The 16914-nt window shown below is 54.6% G+C and carries 15 protein-coding genes; 1 reads left to right on the top strand and 14 read right to left on the bottom strand.

Annotated features, from left to right (window positions below; genetic code table 11):
* The 11 genes from INF73_RS03690 to INF73_RS03740 form a co-directional block, all read right to left on the bottom strand.
* Nucleotides 1-966 carry a GDP-L-fucose synthase gene (locus INF73_RS03690; protein WP_024908102.1) on the bottom strand — a complete coding sequence of 322 codons (966 nt, stop codon included), beginning with the start codon at nucleotides 964-966 and terminating at the stop codon, nucleotides 1-3.
* 2 nt (nucleotides 967-968) lie between these two features.
* Nucleotides 969-2090, bottom strand: a complete 1122-nt coding sequence (gmd, locus tag INF73_RS03695) for a GDP-mannose 4,6-dehydratase (RefSeq protein WP_003863514.1) — start codon at nucleotides 2088-2090, stop codon at nucleotides 969-971.
* A 24-nt stretch (nucleotides 2091-2114) separates the two neighbouring features.
* Entirely contained in the window at nucleotides 2115-2663 is a 549-nt protein-coding gene (gene wcaF / locus INF73_RS03700) for a colanic acid biosynthesis acetyltransferase WcaF (protein ID WP_045260414.1), read from the bottom strand.
* A gap of 15 nt (nucleotides 2664-2678) precedes the next feature.
* The gene (wcaE, locus tag INF73_RS03705; protein WP_028013796.1) at nucleotides 2679-3425 is read right to left on the bottom strand and encodes a colanic acid biosynthesis glycosyltransferase WcaE; all 747 of its coding nucleotides are present in this window, start codon (nucleotides 3423-3425) and stop codon (nucleotides 2679-2681) included.
* Nucleotides 3426-3441: 16 nt separating this feature from the next.
* The gene (gene wcaD, locus INF73_RS03710) at nucleotides 3442-4662 is read right to left on the bottom strand and encodes a colanic acid polymerase WcaD (protein WP_028013797.1); all 1221 of its coding nucleotides are present in this window, start codon (nucleotides 4660-4662) and stop codon (nucleotides 3442-3444) included.
* Nucleotides 4637-5854: a colanic acid biosynthesis glycosyltransferase WcaC gene (wcaC, locus tag INF73_RS03715; RefSeq protein WP_041909114.1), complete on the bottom strand. Its 1218-nt coding sequence runs from the start codon at nucleotides 5852-5854 to the stop codon at nucleotides 4637-4639. Before wcaC ends, wcaD begins: the two co-directional genes overlap by 26 nt.
* The gene (gene wcaB, locus INF73_RS03720) at nucleotides 5851-6342 is read right to left on the bottom strand and encodes a colanic acid biosynthesis acetyltransferase WcaB (protein WP_045260418.1); all 492 of its coding nucleotides are present in this window, start codon (nucleotides 6340-6342) and stop codon (nucleotides 5851-5853) included. Before wcaB ends, wcaC begins: the two co-directional genes overlap by 4 nt.
* On the bottom strand, nucleotides 6342-7184 hold the full coding sequence (wcaA, locus tag INF73_RS03725) for a colanic acid biosynthesis glycosyltransferase WcaA (RefSeq protein ID WP_028013800.1): 843 nt from the start codon (nucleotides 7182-7184) through the stop codon (nucleotides 6342-6344). Before wcaA ends, wcaB begins: the two co-directional genes overlap by 1 nt.
* Before the next feature lie 116 nt (nucleotides 7185-7300).
* The gene (gene wzc, locus INF73_RS03730; protein ID WP_041909110.1) at nucleotides 7301-9463 is read right to left on the bottom strand and encodes a tyrosine-protein kinase Wzc; all 2163 of its coding nucleotides are present in this window, start codon (nucleotides 9461-9463) and stop codon (nucleotides 7301-7303) included.
* 2 nt (nucleotides 9464-9465) lie between these two features.
* Nucleotides 9466-9909 (bottom strand): low molecular weight protein-tyrosine-phosphatase Wzb, encoded by a 444-nt coding sequence (gene wzb / locus INF73_RS03735; protein ID WP_041909108.1) that lies wholly within the window; start codon nucleotides 9907-9909, stop codon nucleotides 9466-9468.
* Between the two features lie 6 nt (nucleotides 9910-9915).
* On the bottom strand, nucleotides 9916-11055 hold the full coding sequence (locus tag INF73_RS03740; protein WP_014170829.1) for a polysaccharide export protein: 1140 nt from the start codon (nucleotides 11053-11055) through the stop codon (nucleotides 9916-9918).
* 692 nt (nucleotides 11056-11747) lie between these two features.
* On the opposite strand from INF73_RS03740, the gene INF73_RS03745 reads away from it, so the two are divergent.
* Nucleotides 11748-13331 (top strand): TerC family protein, encoded by a 1584-nt coding sequence (locus INF73_RS03745; RefSeq protein WP_193542240.1) that lies wholly within the window; start codon nucleotides 11748-11750, stop codon nucleotides 13329-13331.
* 92 nt (nucleotides 13332-13423) lie between these two features.
* On the opposite strand, the gene asmA is transcribed toward INF73_RS03745, so the two are convergent.
* From asmA to udk, 3 genes are all read right to left on the bottom strand, one after another.
* Nucleotides 13424-15274 (bottom strand): outer membrane assembly protein AsmA, encoded by a 1851-nt coding sequence (asmA, locus tag INF73_RS03750; RefSeq protein ID WP_048959508.1) that lies wholly within the window; start codon nucleotides 15272-15274, stop codon nucleotides 13424-13426.
* Nucleotides 15275-15296: 22 nt separating this feature from the next.
* Nucleotides 15297-15878, bottom strand: a complete 582-nt coding sequence (gene dcd / locus INF73_RS03755; protein WP_193542267.1) for a dCTP deaminase — start codon at nucleotides 15876-15878, stop codon at nucleotides 15297-15299.
* 91 nt (nucleotides 15879-15969) lie between these two features.
* Nucleotides 15970-16611, bottom strand: coding sequence for a uridine kinase (gene udk / locus INF73_RS03760; protein WP_008500855.1), 642 nt, complete (start codon nucleotides 16609-16611; stop codon nucleotides 15970-15972).
* Nucleotides 16612-16914 lie beyond the last annotated feature (303 nt).

The raw sequence follows: 16914 nt of genomic DNA on the forward strand, positions 1-16914 counted from the left end.
TTACCCCCGGAAGCGGTGCTGGTTTTCCAGGAACCACTGGTAGGTGCTGGCCAGCCCCTGCTCCAGTGAGACCTCGTGATACCAGCCCAGCTGATGCAGACGGGTCACGTCCAGCAGCTTGCGCGGCGTGCCGTCCGGTTTAGTCGCGTCAAACACTACGCGGCCCTTGTAGCCCACCACCTGCGCGATGGTCTGCGCCAGCTCGCGGATGGTGCAGTCCACGCCGGTACCCACGTTAATGTGCGACAGCATCGGCTCGGTGTTTTCCTGCCACACCTCACGATCCAGCTCCATCACGTGAATGCTGGCAGCCGCCATGTCGTCCACGTGCAGGAACTCGCGCATTGGCGTCCCGCTGCCCCACACCACCACGTCCGGGGCGTTTTCGGCAGTCGCCTCGTGGAAGCGACGCAGCAGCGCCGGGATCACGTGCGAGTTGCTCGGGTGGAAGTTGTCGTGCGGTCCGTACAGGTTGGTCGGCATCACCGAGCGATAGTCGCGGTTGTACTGACGGTTGTAGGACTCGCACAGCTTGATCCCGGCAATTTTGGCAATCGCATACGGCTCGTTAGTCGCTTCAAGCGTGCCCTGCAACAGTTCGCTCTCGGCAATCGGCTGCTTCGCCATCTTCGGGTAGATACAGGATGAACCGAGGAACAGCAGCTTGTTCACGTTGTGCAGATGCGCCGCGTGAATGATGTTGCTCTCGATCATCATGTTCTCGTAGATGAAATCCGCCGGGTAGGTGTTGTTAGCGACAATGCCGCCCACCTTCGCCGCCGCCAGATACACCTGGTCAATGCGTTCGTTGGCAAAGAAGTCCTGTACCGCACGGCTGTCGAGCAGGTTCAGCTCGTCACGGGTGCGGACAATCACCTCTACGTCACCGCGCTGTTCCAGCTGGCGGACAATCGCGGAACCCACCATTCCGCGATGACCGGCGACAAAAATACGTTGTTTTGTCATTCTCAGGACTCCAGCGCGATGGCAACCTCGTAGCCATGAGACTTGAGCAGGGAGTGTTTTTTCGCTGCTTCAAGATCTTTGGCCACCATCTCAGAGACCATCTCCTGCAGAGTGGTTTCTGGTTTCCAGCCCAGCTTCTCGTGCGCTTTGGTTGGGTCGCCCAGCAGGGTTTCTACTTCAGCAGGACGGAAGTAGCGCGGGTCAACCTGGACAATTACGTCGCCTGGCTTCACGCCCGGCGCGTCGTGGCCGGTCACGGATACAACGATACCCTTCTCTTCCACGCCGGTGCCTTCGAAGCGCAGTTTGATGCCCAACTGCGCCGCAGCCATCTCAACGAACTGACGCACGGAGTACTGCACGCCGGTCGCGATAACGAAGTCTTCTGGCTGTTCCTGCTGCAGCATCATCCACTGCATTTTCACGTAGTCTTTGGCATGGCCCCAGTCACGCAGGGAGTCCATGTTGCCGAGGTGCAGGCAAGATTCCAGACCCTGAGCAATGTTGGCGATCGCGCGGGTGATTTTACGGGTCACGAAGGTTTCGCCGCGGCGCGGGGATTCGTGGTTGAACAGAATGCCGTTACAGGCGTACATACCGTAGGATTCACGGTAGTTCACGGTGATCCAGTAGGCGTACAGTTTTGCTACCGCATACGGAGAGCGCGGGTAGAACGGCGTGGTCTCTTTCTGTGGAATTTCCTGCACCAGGCCGTACAGCTCGGAGGTAGATGCCTGGTAGAAGCGAGTTTTCTTCTCAAGACCGAGGAAGCGAATCGCCTCCAGCAGACGCAGGGTACCCATGGCGTCAACGTCAGCAGTGTATTCCGGGGACTCGAAGGAGACCGCAACGTGGCTCATCGCCCCCAGGTTGTACACTTCATCCGGCTGTACTTCCTGCAGGATACGGGTCAGGTTGGAGGTATCGGTCAGGTCGCCGTAGTGCAGGTGGAATTTCGGGTTTGCCGCGTGAGGATCCTGATAAATGTGATCCACACGTTCGGTGTTGAATGAAGAGGCACGACGTTTAATACCGTGCACTTCATACCCTTTCTCCAGCAGCAGTTCTGCCAGGTAAGAACCATCCTGCCCGGTAACGCCGGTGATGAGAGCGACTTTAGACATGTTTATATTCCTCTACTTATGAATTTAATCAGTTTCAACGCGTTCGCGTATCACCACTGCGGGGTTGCCACGGCAAACTTTATTTGCCGGTAGCGATTTAAAAACGCTGCTGCGGGCACCGACTACCGTGCCATCGCCAACAGAAATACCTGGTGCAACAAAAACATCCGTTGCCAGCCAGCACTTTTCACCGATCACAATAGGCGAAGCGGTAATATCAAAATGCGGGCTCATAAAGTCGTGGCTGCCGGTGCACAAATAACACTTCTGTGAAACCACCGAATTTGCGCCAATCGTAATCTCGCCCAGGGTATATAACACCGCGTCATCCCCTACCCAGGCGTAATCCCCGAGGGTTAATTTCCAGGGGTAGGTAATCTTTACCGAAGGTCGAATAACTACGTTTTTTCCGATTTTTGCGCCAAACAGGCGCAATAAAAAGGCTCGCCAGCGGTACAGTATTTGCGGCGACCAGGCAAATAAGGTTGCCTGAACCGCCCACCACAGCTGTACCTTAATACCGTTCCCGCCCCGAAAACCTTTCGGCACGGAGAAACCTTTTAAATCCTGCATTGCGTTTCCTTATATTCAGGCTTTGTTATATAAGGTTTTCGTTTTACCTGTGGTACGCAGGCGTAATAAATAAGACAATTCCGCCCAGAATCCCGGCACGCGTAATATTTGACGCTGCACCTTTTTTGCATCCTGGCATAATTCCAGATTATTAGACGTTGACACGCCGCCCATCGAAAATTCAGATACCAGCCCTTTAATTCGACGGAACGGGTAACCTGATTTATACAGGCTGGCGGCCAGCGCATAATCGGATGACACCTTGTACTGCAAATCGTAAGGCTGTTTTTTCAGACCGTTTACCGGGAAGAAAATGGCCTGATGGCTGGCCGGCAAGCTGTGGTAGATATACCAGCCTGGCTTGGCGCTGCGGCAGACTTTATGCCCGTCGCCAAAGTCGAGCAGCGCATCGCCAATATACATGGCATCCTCTTTCTGGCGCGCCAGCTGACGAGCAAACAGCGCCACGTCGTCGTGGAAAATATCGCCGGAGTTGAGGAAGATGGCATAACGGCCCTGGGCCATAGTAATGCCCTTGTTCATCGCATCGTAGATGCCTTTATCTTTCTCGCTGATGTAGCGTAAGTTGAACTCACCGTTGAGTTTTTCCAGAAACTCCGCCGTGCCATCGTTCGAGCCGCCGTCGACCACGATCCACTCAAAGGTGAGGCTTGGATCGCGCGCCAGGTTGCGCAGCGAGCGCCAGGTTTTTACCACCCCTTCGTAATTACGAAAAGCGACAGTAATGACGCTAAGAAACATAAATCACCTCATTTCGTCATACGTTCGTAATATTAAGCGCCTTACGCAAAATAAACGGACAGACAATCAAGAAAGCATATTCCGGGCTAAATATTGACCCGGTAAAAAACAGCGACACCGGCGTAAAAAGATAAAGCTGCACGCGAAAGTTCTGGTTATCACCAAACGCGTTGATCATCATTTTGAAAACTTTAAACAGATACCACAGCGTCAACAGTACGGCGAACCATGAAAAATAAATAATTAACAGATACAGACCATTGTCTATGGTTTTACCGACATCCGCACCGTTAAAGATTCCGAATGATGCAACATATTCGTAAAGTGAGCCGAATCTTACTACACCATCGATATGGGTTAAGGAATAACCCACCATCACCAGCGGACCAATGATGCGATAATAGGACGATGACCCTTCCGTTCCCAAATCACCCAGACGTTCTGAAATGTACGGAAACGCGAATATGACGCCCACTAAAAATACCGTCAGAGAGATTATCGCCAGCGGCAGTTTTTTCTTAATCGCATCTTTGTTCAGGTACTGGAACGCCCACTCCAGCAGGTAAAACAGGATAAATGTCATTACCCCTGAGAACGATCCAGACAGAACGATTCCTGCAAGAATCATAGCATCGGTCTTAGGCGTTTTGATACCAAACTGTTTGATGCTGAGCCAAATTGAGATTAACGCCAGAGCGAAAAACGCCGGTTCAAAATAGAGCGCCGTTGTACGCTTACCACCAAACTTAATGAAGTTCAGTACATAGCTGTTACTGTAAATGAGATATTTCGAAATTATCTCCATCAGGCTGCTGCCACCGGTCAAAATAATCTGCGCCATTTCCAGTGCGGCAAGCACAACAATTAACGCAACGGCAATATAAAAGAACCTGAGGATTTTCCGATAATTGTGCGGTGAAATAGTTTTGAAGCGAATACTCCAGACCATACCAATAATAATAACGATATAAACAAACAGCATGGTTGAAGTGACGTATTTACTGGCATCCAGCGACTGGCCAAAGATGTAGTTAAACAGCGTCAGGCCCGTGCCCAGCCCCAGGGCAATCATCAGCTTCTTCAGGTTGATTTTATCGACATACAGCAGAAGCAGAACGGGCAAAAAAGTCACGATGGTTATCGGGAAGCTTTCGCCGAGCTGGGCAATTTTAACGTTGACCAGCAGGTAGATCAGCGGCAGCAGCAGATAACTACAGATTCTGATAGAACGAGACATACTCCTCCAGCATCTGTTGTCCACTGTAGGCCTTGCGGCTGCGGTTGCGGAACGATTCCAGGTCAGTGCCAAAAACGGCCTCGGCGATCTGCGCCTTCGGCAGCTGCACCAGAGGCAGGACCTCGTGCGCGGCGAAGGTTTTTCCGCCCGATTTTTCCAGCACTTCGCGCGCTGCATCGCTGTGGGTGGCAATCACCGGCACGCCGATGGAGAGCGCCTCGCAGAGGATCAGCGGGTAATTATCAACGCGAGAGCTGAACACCAGTGCGTCCATACCATTCAGGGCGCTCATCAGCTTGCGCTTGTCGGTTTCAAACCCGTGATTCACCACGTTAGCGCCTTCGAACGGCGAGAATTTGCCAAAGGTATGCAGTTCAATTTTGTCGCCGAGCGCCATCATGTCGCGCACCAGCTGCTGGTTGGTTTTGCCGTCGTAGCGCAGATCGTGCGCAACGATGGCAATTTTCGGTTTGCCCGCGGTTTCCGCCACCGGCGTCAGCTCGGCCAGGATGGCTTCCGTCGCCACGTCGATACCGTTGTTGATAATCTGACAACGCCCTGCCCCATACAGGCTGTTGAAGGCGTCGGCCACGTGCTGGCTCGGGGAGATAAACGTGCAGCCGAGCGAAAGCATGTCGCGGAACAACTGACGCTTTCCATCTACCAGCTGATGCGCGCGATCCACCTTCACCGGCGGATAGTTGCTCAACGTCGGGCATTTCTGGCAGCTATCTTTCCAGCCTTCGCAGCCGTCGGTAAACGCGCAGCGTCCGGTTACGCTCCAGTGATCGTGCAGCGTCCAGACGAAGCGGGTGTCGGGCTTGTGGGCCTGCACCTTCTGACAAAACGCCACCACCTCTTCCAGATTCAGCCAGTAGCTGTGCAGCACGTGAAAATGCAGCACAACCGGGCCGGTAGTGCGGGTCACGGTGCGATAAAGACTGTTCAGGTTGCCAAACAGATCGCGGTTAAACAGGCGGAACAGCGCAATGTTGGCAACAGAGGTCAGACGCGGCGTGTGCTTGTGCACCTGCGGGAAGTTATCATGGCTGACGCTTTTCTTGCCGCCTTTGCCGTAGCCGTAAATAAACCGGGATTGAAGTCCTTTTTGCAGGGCACGCTGGTGCAGATCCAGCGCCACGCCTGCCGCTCCGCCTTCTGCGAGGCGTACATTAAATTGCAGAATGTTCATTTAATCACCTTCACGCGGGCTTTCTCTCCCACCACCAGCGCGTTATCCGGAATGCTGTCCAGCACCACGCTGCCCGCCCCGATCGTCACGTTGTTACCAATCGTAATGTCGCCAATCATCACCACGTTCGCCCCCAGCTCGACGTTATTGCCGATCACCGGGCAGGCCAGGCTGTCCGGCCCGCGGTTGCCGATCGTCACACCGTGGCGAATGGTGAAATCATCGCCCGCAACCACGAACTTGTTAATGACGACCGCATAGCCGTGGTGGATGGTAAAGCGGCGGCCAATGGTGGCAGCGGCCTGGATTTCATAGCCAAAAAAGCATTCGGTGATGATGCGGTACAGCACCAGAATCGGTGCCGCCCAGATATTGTTCAGTACGTTTTTCTTGCGCCACACCGAGCAAAAGTGCGCGATGCGGTACGCCAGAACCATGCAGCACGGGCGAAGGCTCCAGCTGTTTGCGCGGCAATCTTCAAGAAACATTATTTCCCCCGAAGCCCGTCAGCGAGACGCTTGCCGTTACGCACCGACAGCAGCGTCAGCAGCGTGCGCCAGTTCATGCGCTTATTGCGGATCTGATACAGGGTAAAGAGCTGATACTTGCGGCTGGCACGGTCAAACTTGTCCTTGTGCTTGCGGTAAAAATGGAAGTAGCCTGAAAACTTCTTCGGTGAGGAGGTGATCTGCATCTCCCCGTGGTTGATGTGCAGGATCTGCGTGGCCTCTTCCACTTTCCACGGCTCGCCGTACTCCACCACCATCCGCAAGAAGATGTCGTAATCCTGCGCGGCCTTCAGCTCGGTATCGAACAGGCACTCCTTAAAGCGCCAGGCCCAGGTAAAGACCTGATTACCGATAATGTTGCGCTTGTAGAACAGGCGACGAGAGTACGGTGATTTCGGGTACAGCGGCAGGCTCGCGGGCTGCGAGTAAACCTCGCCCTGGCAGACATAGTCGTTGGCATACAGAAAAGCGTGCGTGACCAGCTGCTCTTTATGCGAAAGGAAGACGGACAGGCGGTTCGGCGTCCATTCGTCGTCATCGTCGATGCCGGTCAGATACTGCCCTTTGGCCTGCATAATCGCCTGATTACGCACCGCGCACGCCCCGGAGTTAATCGGGTTATGGGTATACATCACGCGCGGATCGTTGAGTTCGGTGACAAATTTTTGCAGCTGTTCATACGAGGAAGAACAGTCATCCACGATGATCAGTTCCCAGTTATCGTAATCCTGACGTAAGACCGACTTAATAGCGCGGATCGCCAGCTGCTGACGGTTCCATGTCGGCATATAGATAGAAACTAAAGGGCGTTGTGTGGTCATCTTTTCCTCCTACCCCTCACCCCGGCCCTCTCCCCTGAGGGGAGAGGGTGAAAGGCGGCACCGGACAGTTCCCTCTCCCCTCAGGAGAGAGGGTTAGGGTGAGGGGGGGTGTTTTGTTATTTGCTGTCAGACTTGTATTCGTACTCGTAATAACCGTAATCCTGGTACCCGGTCGCACGACGGAAGATGGAGTTCAGGATGACCCCTTTCACCTCAATGCCGTTCTGCTCGAAGCGGCTCAGGCTGGTTTCCACTTCCTTCAGGGTGTTCACCGCATAGCGTGCCACCATCAGCGTGGTACCCGCATGACGGCCAACCACGGCGGCATCGGTCACGGCCAGAATTGGCGGCGTATCGATAAGCACCAGGTCATAGTTTTTGCTCGCCCACTCAATCAGCTGGGTGAAGCGTTCGCTCATCAGCAGTTCAGACGGGTTCGGCGGCACCTGACCACGCGGGATCAGGTCGAATCTCGGAATCGAGGTCGGCTTGGCGCTCTGGCTAATCTCTCCCTGACCCAGCAGGATTTCCGACAGACCGTTCACGTTGTTGGTGCCCAGCAGTTCGTGGGTATAACCCTTACGCATATCGCAGTCGATCAGCAGCACGCGCTTGTTGGTCTGGCTCACCACGGCCGCCAGGTTGGCACAGACAAAGGTCTTACCGATTGACGGGCTGACGCCGGTTAACATCAGGACGTTGTTTTTAGCCTGCATCATGGCGAAGTGCAGACTGGTACGCAGGCTGCGGATCGCTTCAATCGCCAGGTCGGTTGGGTTACCCACGGCCAGCAGCTGGCTCTGTTTGTAACGCTTAACGCCCTTGATGGTCTTGACGCTGTCACGGGATTTTTGCCACTCAGACAGCGGAATGCTGGCATAGACGTTGATACCACTCTCTTCCAGCACCTGCGGGCTTTCGATACCGCGGTTGAACAGCGAGCGCAGCAGCACGCCAACGATAGAGAGCATCAGGCCAAGAATGATGCTGCCGAGAATAATCAGCGCTTTCTTCGGCTTCAGTACGCCAGGCTGGGTAATGGCCGGGTCGACGATGCGCACGTCACCCACGGTGCTGGCCTCGGTGATTTTCAACTCCTGCTGTTTGTTCAGCAGCTGCATGTAAACCTGCTGTCCGGATTCCACGTCGCGGGTCAGACGCACGATCTCCTGCTGCGTTTTCGGCATCGCGGTCACGCGGTCGTTCAGCTTTGCCTTCTCCTCTTCGAGAGTGCGGCGCTTCTCCAGCAGCGTGCGGTAGGCCGGGTGGCGTTTGGTGTAAAGCTTGGAAATCTCCGCCTCTTTGAAGGTCAGCTCGTTGAGCTGCGCATCAATATTCACCATCGAGTCGAGAACCGATTTCGCCTCCAGCGGCAGGTCGACGGAGTCTTTATCCTGACGGTAGGCGTTCAGCTTGTTCTCGGCATCGTCCAGACGGGCACGCACTTCAGGGAGCTGTTTAGCGAGGAACGCCAGGCTTTTCGCCGCTTCCGCCGACTTGCGCTCGACGTTCTGCTCAAGGTAGTTGCGGGTAATGCTGTTCAGGATGTCGCGAATTTGATCCTTATCTTCACCGGTAAAGGTCATGCTCAGCACGCCGGTGTCCTTACCGTTTTCCGTGACGGTCAGGTTGTTCTGCAGATTGTTGATCATTCCCAGCGTGGAGAATTTGGTGACGGTGAATTCACCGCCCTCCTGGGCGTGGATCGCGCTAACCATCATGCTAACGCCATCTTTGTTCAGCATCTGCCCCACTTCGCCGCGTGCGCTAAAGCCCGCATCGCTGGTCAGCTGATACTGTTTCGGGCCCAGCACCGTCAGGGTGAAGGTTTGATCCCCCGCCCCTTTCGGCAGCACAAAGTCAGTGACCTTTACGGTGTCATTGCTGCGCCCCATCAGACGGTCCCAGCCGGCACCGAAGATCGGGAACGTATTTTTGGTGACGGAGATGTCGAGTCCGAGGTCGTGAACCGTTTTACCCAGCACCAGACGCGACTGGATCAGCTGAATTTCAGCGTCGGATGCTGGCGGTTTGTTCGCCAGCGCGGAGCCGATATCCTGCACCAGCGAGTTGCCGGTATTCTGCTCGATCTGCACCAGCGCGTCGGCGCTGTAGATAGGTGTAGCGAACAGCGTATACACGACGGCCGCTGCGGCAAACACGGCGGTAATGCCAAGCACCCACCACTTTGCCTCGATAACCGTGCCGACCAGGCGACCAATATCAATTTCATCACTGCCCGAAGTCGGGGCGGCAGAAGGTCTTGTTTTTTCTGTCATTGTTATCCCTGCTGAGCTTTCAGTGCCTGCGCCCACTGTTGGGCAGACTGGTCAAGTAAGGTGTAAACCGCCTCGAAGGCTTCATGGCTCTTGCGATACGGATCGGGGATTTCGCGTTCGTTGTCCCAGTGACCAAACAGCATCACCTTGCCGCGCATCTCCGGAGCGATATCGCATAGCGCATGAATATGGCGTTTTTCCATTGCCAGAATCAGGTCATACTCCCGGCACATGCGGCCGGTGACCTGGCGGGCGATATGCCCGTCAAGAGAGAGGTTGTGATCGCGGGCCACGCTCGCGGCGCGCTCGTCGGCACCTTTGCCCACCAGCGCGCCCAGCCCTGCGGACTCGACCGTTAACTCGGGCTGGTACTGTTTCAACAGCCGTTCAGCCGTGGGGGAACGGCAAATGTTCCCCACGCATACCACCAGAATTTTGTTAAACATCGCGGATTACCAGGTATGAATGTCGCGCGCCGTATCCGTCATGTAGCGAACGCCACTGATGGTTGGCAGCAACTGGTTGATCAGACGGTTCCAGCGGGCAACCGGCGCGGTGGTGACGTAAACCACATCGTATGGCTGGAGACGGAACTCCGTCGCCATCACCAGAGACGTCGCATCGGACATATCCAGCTGGTAGATGTTGGCAATCTTGCCCTTCGCACTGCCTTCACCCTTCAGCGGACGGATGACGAAGATACCGGTCGCGTTAGAGGTGGTCAGATCGATACCTTCAGCATTGCCCAGCGCTTCGGTCAGGGTCATGCCGCTGAAGTCCATTTTGAGGGTGCTCTGTTTCTTCACTTCACCCATCACGAAGACTTTCAGATCGTCGTTGCGTGGTACGTAGAGAATATCGCCCGGATAGAGCAGGCGGTTCTGGGTCAGGTCGCCGTTTTGCATCAGCGCCTGCAGCGAAATGCGCTGCTCTTTGCCGTTGTGGGTCAGCACCACGTTGCGCCAGTCGGCGCCGTCGGTTAAGCCGCCCGCGGCGTTAATGGCGTCCAGAACGGTGAGCGGAACGTTGGTGATGGCCTGCTGGCCGGATTTATTCACCTGACCGGAGATATAGGCTTTTTGCGAGCGGAATGCGGCGATATTAACGTCCACCTGCGGGTCGGCGATGTACTGCGCTAAGCGGCCGGTAATATCACTACGGATCTCGGCAAGCGTTTTCCCGGCGACATGCACTTTACCAATGTACGGATAGAACATGGTGCCATCTGACTGTACCCAGTTCCCGGTGTCGCTTGAGCTACGGTACTGGCCCGCAGGCGTGGTCAGTTCAGGGTGATCCCAGACGGTCACGTTGATCACGTCACCCGGCCCCACGCGATACTGATAGGAGGCAATTTCCTGGTCCAGAGACATATTCGGCTGGGCAACATTCGGACGTGGACGTAATTGTTCGACCAGACGTGGCGTAAGTGGATAAACATTCACCATTTTGTCGAGATCAAAATCGGCATCCTGTTGCTTGATCACATCCTTACCCATTGTTGACATATTGCTGCCGGGAAAGACCGTGCAACCACTCATCAAGGTCACAGACACCAATAATGGCATCAATTTCATTTTGGATTTCATCATTGATTATTTATCACTTTGGCAGAGTAATTATCCTGTGCAATTTAAATAAGCCTGAGACGTATTGGGTTTCAGCATGCAGTTAATCAAATAGAAATATAACTGGCATCAGTCCTAAAAAAAGCTTATTCATCCATTGGCTATTGACAGAATAATCGAGGCTGATTCACACGCTTTCAGGCACGCTACCGCCCTTGGCTTTCAGTTACCAATCCACTGACTAAACAATGTGTTATGGATAGACACCCTCTTGAGTAAGGTCTTCTGGAAATATATCAGCCGCTTGAAATACACAACGGATAATGAATGACCATTCCGAAGACCAAAACAATAATAGCAACAACAAGATTTAACATTTGATGCTGGGAGAATTGTTGCAGCTAACCTAATAGCAGGCAAGGAGACAACTGTCCTAATATCTGTTTTTAAGATTAATATTAAGAGCAAAGTTTTGACCTTTTAGGATTTTCTTTATATTGACAAAAAGAGAGTAAAAACCATTATCTGCGATATATCCTAAAAGGCACTCTGAATAATAAAATATACGTATTTTGCTTATTTACACTCACCTGAGACTGCTCTCTTTTTTACGCATCGTATTAAGAGAAATCTCAGCCCGACATTGCATTTTCCCCCAGCTTTATCCATGATCGAAGTGTGACATTCGTCATATAACAGAAGGTATTGCTATTACTATGGAATGGATTGCCGATCCATCAATCTGGGCCGGGCTGGTGACGCTGGTCGTCATCGAATTAGTGCTCGGTATTGATAATCTGGTGTTTATCGCCATCCTCGCTGAAAAACTGCCCCCTTCCCAGCGCGACCGCGCGCGCGTGACGGGTCTGCTGCTGGCGATGGTGATGCGTTTACTGCTGCTGGCCTCTATCTCCTGGATGGTCACGCTCACTCAGCCTCTGTTCTCTGTTCGCGGCCTGAGCTTTAGCGCGCGCGACCTGATCATGCTCTTCGGCGGGCTGTTCCTGCTGTTCAAAGCCACGGTGGAGCTTAACGAGCGGCTCGAAGGCAAGGACAGCGAGAACCCGACCCAGCGACGCGGGGCGAGATTCTGGCCGGTGGTGGCGCAAATTGTGGTGCTCGATGCAGTCTTCTCCCTGGATTCGGTGATTACCGCCGTCGGGATGGTGGACCATCTCGCCGTCATGATGGCCGCGGTAATCATCGCCATCACGCTGATGGTGATGGCGAGCAAAGCACTGACCCGCTTTGTGAACAGCCACCCGACAATCGTGATCCTCTGTCTCAGCTTCTTGCTGATGATTGGCTTCAGCCTGGTCGCCGACGGTTTCGGCTTCCACATTCCGAAAGGCTACCTGTACGCCGCCATTGGCTTCTCCGTCATGATTGAAGCGCTCAACCAGCTGGCGATATTTAACCGCCGCCGGTTTCTCTCCGCGAATCAGACCCTGCGCCAGCGCACGGCCGACACCGTTATGCGCCTGTTGAGCGGCAGGAAAGAGGATGCCGAGCTGGACGCCGAATCCTCTGCCCTGTTGGCCGATCACAGCGACGGGCAAATCTTTAACCCGCAGGAGCGGCTGATGATCGAGCGCGTGCTCAACCTGAATCAGCGCACGGTCAGCAGCATCATGACCTCCCGGCATGACATTGAGCATATTGACCTCACGGCACCGGAAGAGCAGATCCGCGCCCTGCTGGATAAAAACCAGCACACCCGCGTGGTGGTCACCGGCGGTGAAGAGGAAGAGGAACTGCTGGGGGTGGTACACGTGATTGACCTGCTCCAGCAGCAGCTGCACGCCGAGCCGCTCAACCTGCGCGCACTGGTACGCCAGCCGCTGGTCTTCCCGGAAGCGCTTCCGCTGCTCTCCGCGCTGGAGCAGTTCCGCAACGCGCGCACCCACTTCGCGTTTGTGGTGGATGAATTTGGTTCGGTGGAAGGGCTGGTCACGCTCAGCGACGTAATGGAAACCATCGCCGGTAATCTGCCAAACGAGGTGGATGAGATTGATGCCCGCCACGACATTCAGAAAAACGCTGACGGCTCGTGGACGGCCAACGGCCACATGCCGCTGGAAGACCTTGTGCAGTACGTGCCGCTACCGCTGGATGAAAAACGGGAATACCACACCATTGCCGGTCTGCTGATGGAGTATTTGCAGCGCATCCCGCAGCCGGGAGAAGAGGTTCAGGTGGGCGACTATCTGCTTAAAACCCTGCAGATTGAAAACCATCGCGTGCAGAAAGTGCAGCTTATTCCACTGCGGGATGAGGATGAGCTGGATTTTGAGGTTTAGGTAAAACAAAACGGCAACCCCGTTGCCGTTTTAGTGTTTGCTCTCTCTCCCGTGGGAGAGGGTCGGGGTGAGGCCATCAGGCCACACCGCCGTCAAAGCTTATCCAGCAGCTTCTTCACATCCTTGCCGTTCTGGGAATCTTTATTACGATCCGCCCAGCTGTTGAGCCGGCGCTTCGCTTCATCCTGCAGATGCTTACGCAGGATCTGATCTACCTGAAGGCTGTAGTTCAGCGCCTGCCATTTGCCGTATACGCTAAGCGGAACCGGCGTCTCTTTGAGGAAGTCAATCAGCTTGCTTTCGCCCTGCCAGCCGGAAAGCACCCGGACGTTAAAGCGCGTGTCCGCCGTCTCTTTGACCAGATCCAGCGAGCCTTCTCCGGTTAACGACAGCATAGATGAAGTTCCCTGCATCCCGGCCAGCGTCAGCACCCCGTTATCCAGCGTCAGGTCAGTGGTGAAGCTGTCGAGGCGAGTTGCGCTGTCGTAGTTTTCCTGGGCTTTAACATCGCTGCTGCGCTCCACCGCCTGCTGAACCAGCTGCTGGAAGTTGAGCCCTTCCATTCGCGAATCTTTCAGGTCAACATGCGCCTCGCCCTGCCACTCACGGCGGAAGGCGTTGGCATCAATTTTGGTGCCTGAGAAATCGCCCGCCAGCGTCAGCTGACCCGTCAGGGATATCGGATAGTTAAAGGCTTTGAGGATGCTGCCAATCTCAACGTTGTCGAGACGCGGCTGGAATTCAGCGCTGGCAACGTCCTTACGCACGTCCAGCGTACCCGGAAGTGACAGGTGACCCGCCCCCATTTTGCCGCTCAGTTCTGAAATTACCAGCAACCCGTTGTGGTTGAACATCTGGCCGCTCACGTCGGTAAAATCAATACCGCGCCAGCGCACGCTGTTGGCTTTCAGCAGAATATCCGCCGTGAAGCCGCGCAGCACGTTATAGTCAGGCTGTTCAAGGTTGGATGAGATAACCGGACGCGACACCGGTGACTGGCTTTGCCCCGTCTGCACGGCATCGCTGTCCGTTGCGCTTGCCGGCACCGGTGGCAGGATGTTCTCCAGGTTGAGCTTGTCAAACTGCAGGTTCAGCACCCACTTCGGCTTATCGTCGAGCGTGACGCTCGCCTGCCCTTTCAGGCTGCTGTCGTTGGCCTGCAGGTTAAGGTTATCCAGCGCCAGCTGTTTTTGCTCTTCGCGCCATACGGCCTGCAGCGTCCCCTGCCCGGCGATCCCCTGGGTTGGGAGATCCGCTCCCGTCAGCTGCCAGCTAAGCTGCTGGATGTCGGCCGTCAGCTGATGCGGGTAGTCCGACGCATTCACGTTTGCATTCAACGAGAGGGACAGATCGCGCTGGTCGCGGTTTATCCGTCCGCTAAATTCCAGCGACGCAAGATGGTGTTCATCCTGTTCCATCTGCAGGCTGATGTTACGAACGGTGACCTGCTCCTGATCCTCATGCTGGAACACCAGCACGCTATCGGCCACTTTCAGTTTGCCTATATCAAAGGACCAGCCCGTATCGGACGGTTCATCCGGTAAGGTATTCTCGCGCGGCGCAACCGGCGCATTCGCGTCGCGCACGGCTTCGGTCTGAGGGGTAAGCTGAATGACCGCGCCCTTCAGCATCACCTGATTAACCTGCAGCTGATGGGAGATGAGCGGGATCAGCGCCACATCGAGACGCATGTTGTCCGCAGAGACCAGCGGCTGTGCCGCGCCCGGCGCGGTTAACGACATGCGGCCAGAGAGAATGCTGAGCTGCGGCCAGACGTGCCAGCGCAGCGGCCCGTCAAGCTTCAGTTGGTAACCACTGCGTGCCTCGACCTGCCGCACCATGTAAGCGCGGAAATCATTCGGGTTAACCAGCAGAACCAACGCCGAAAGGCCAGCAACCAGCACTACCAGCAAAATCATCAGCGTTGTCAGAACTCTTCTCATGGCATCCTCAATGGACTAACGATCAGTCTTTATCAATACGGCTGGCAACCGCACCCTGCTGGTCGCGGTATTTTGCGTCCTGGCGGCGGTTATAAGGCCTGTCTGCCGGGCCTGTCAGCGGTTCAAAGCTTAACGCACCGATCATCATTCGGGGGCGCAGCGCCAGCGGCAGTTTACCGGCATTGAAGAACTCCAGCACGATACGGCCGGACCAGCCTGGGTCGATACGGTGCGCGGTCACGTGAACCATCAACCCCAGGCGGGCCAGAGAAGAACGGCCATCAAGCCAGCCGACGAGATCCGCAGGCAGGGTCACGGATTCATACGTCACCGCCAGCGCCAGTTCACCCGGGTGCAGATAAAAAGCTTCACCTTCGTCAATGATGATTTCATCACTCATGACGCGATCGAGCGCGGCGCTGACTTCATCCTTCGGCCCGCTGAGGTCGATGAACGGCGCGGTATGACCGCTAAAGGTGCGGAATTTATTCCCCAACCGTACATCAACGGTCACCCCATTGATGCGCTCCACGGGGGGACGTGGGGTAATAGACAAGCGGCCTTCATCCAGCCAGGCTTCAATATCACGATCGCAAAGACGCATGGTTCTTTCTCCTTTCATGCATCGTACCCTGAGCCGTTGAACGCTCAGGGTAAAACCAAGTTATCTCTGAACGGTACACAATTCGCGCGGCTTATTCAAAAAACTGGCTGATTTTCGCTTTTAAGATATCAATAGCAATGCGGTTTTTGCCCCCGCGAGGCACGATGATATCGGCGTATTGTTTGGATGGTTCAATAAACTGCAGGAACATCGGACGGACCGTTTTCTGGTATTGCGCCATGACGGAGTCCATCGAACGGCCGCGCTCGTTAACGTCACGCTTAATGCGGCGCATCAGGCAGATATCCAGCGGGGTATCGACGAAGATGGAGAAGTTCATGGATTCACGCAGGCGAGCATCGGTCAGGAGCAGGATGCCTTCAAGGATAATGACCTTCTTCGGCTCGATGCGGATCGTTTCCTGGGTACGGGTGTGTTCTACGTAACTGTAAACGGGCAGTTCGATCGCCTGGCCGCTCTTAAGCGCTTCTAAATGCTGGAACAGTAAACTGTGATCCATCGCATTCGGGTGGTCGTAGTTGGTTTTTACACGTTCTTCCATCGACAGATGGGATTGATCTTTGTAGTAGCTGTCTTCGGGAATGACGCCGATATGCTCATCACCTACCTGTTCACGCAGTTCGCGATAAAGCGTACTGGCAATTAGACTTTTACCTGAAGCCGATGCGCCGGCGATGCCTATAATGACGCACTGATGAGACTTATCAGTCATAAATTTAGCGACCTGAATAACCTGGATGTTAAGGAAGGACGACGCCGGAGCGTCAAACGCGGCAATTATAGGGATTTCGCGGGCGTGATACCAGTCGAATGCGCAGGTTCTGCGAGACAGGCTTAAAAGTGGCGCATTGCTCCCTGAGAGAAATTTTAATGACCGTTTTTTCAGCGTTTAACAGGAATTTTTTAGCGAGTAACTATTTAATAAGTCTATGATGTCAAATTATGAGCAGTCGCCATATGAATTGTAAATTGTTTGTACTAGCATAAACCAAATTATCAAATTCACTCGTGCGCA

The sequence above is a fragment of the Enterobacter cloacae complex sp. P6RS genome, from assembly GCF_014982245.1.
Classification (GTDB): domain Bacteria; phylum Pseudomonadota; class Gammaproteobacteria; order Enterobacterales; family Enterobacteriaceae; genus Enterobacter; species Enterobacter bugandensis.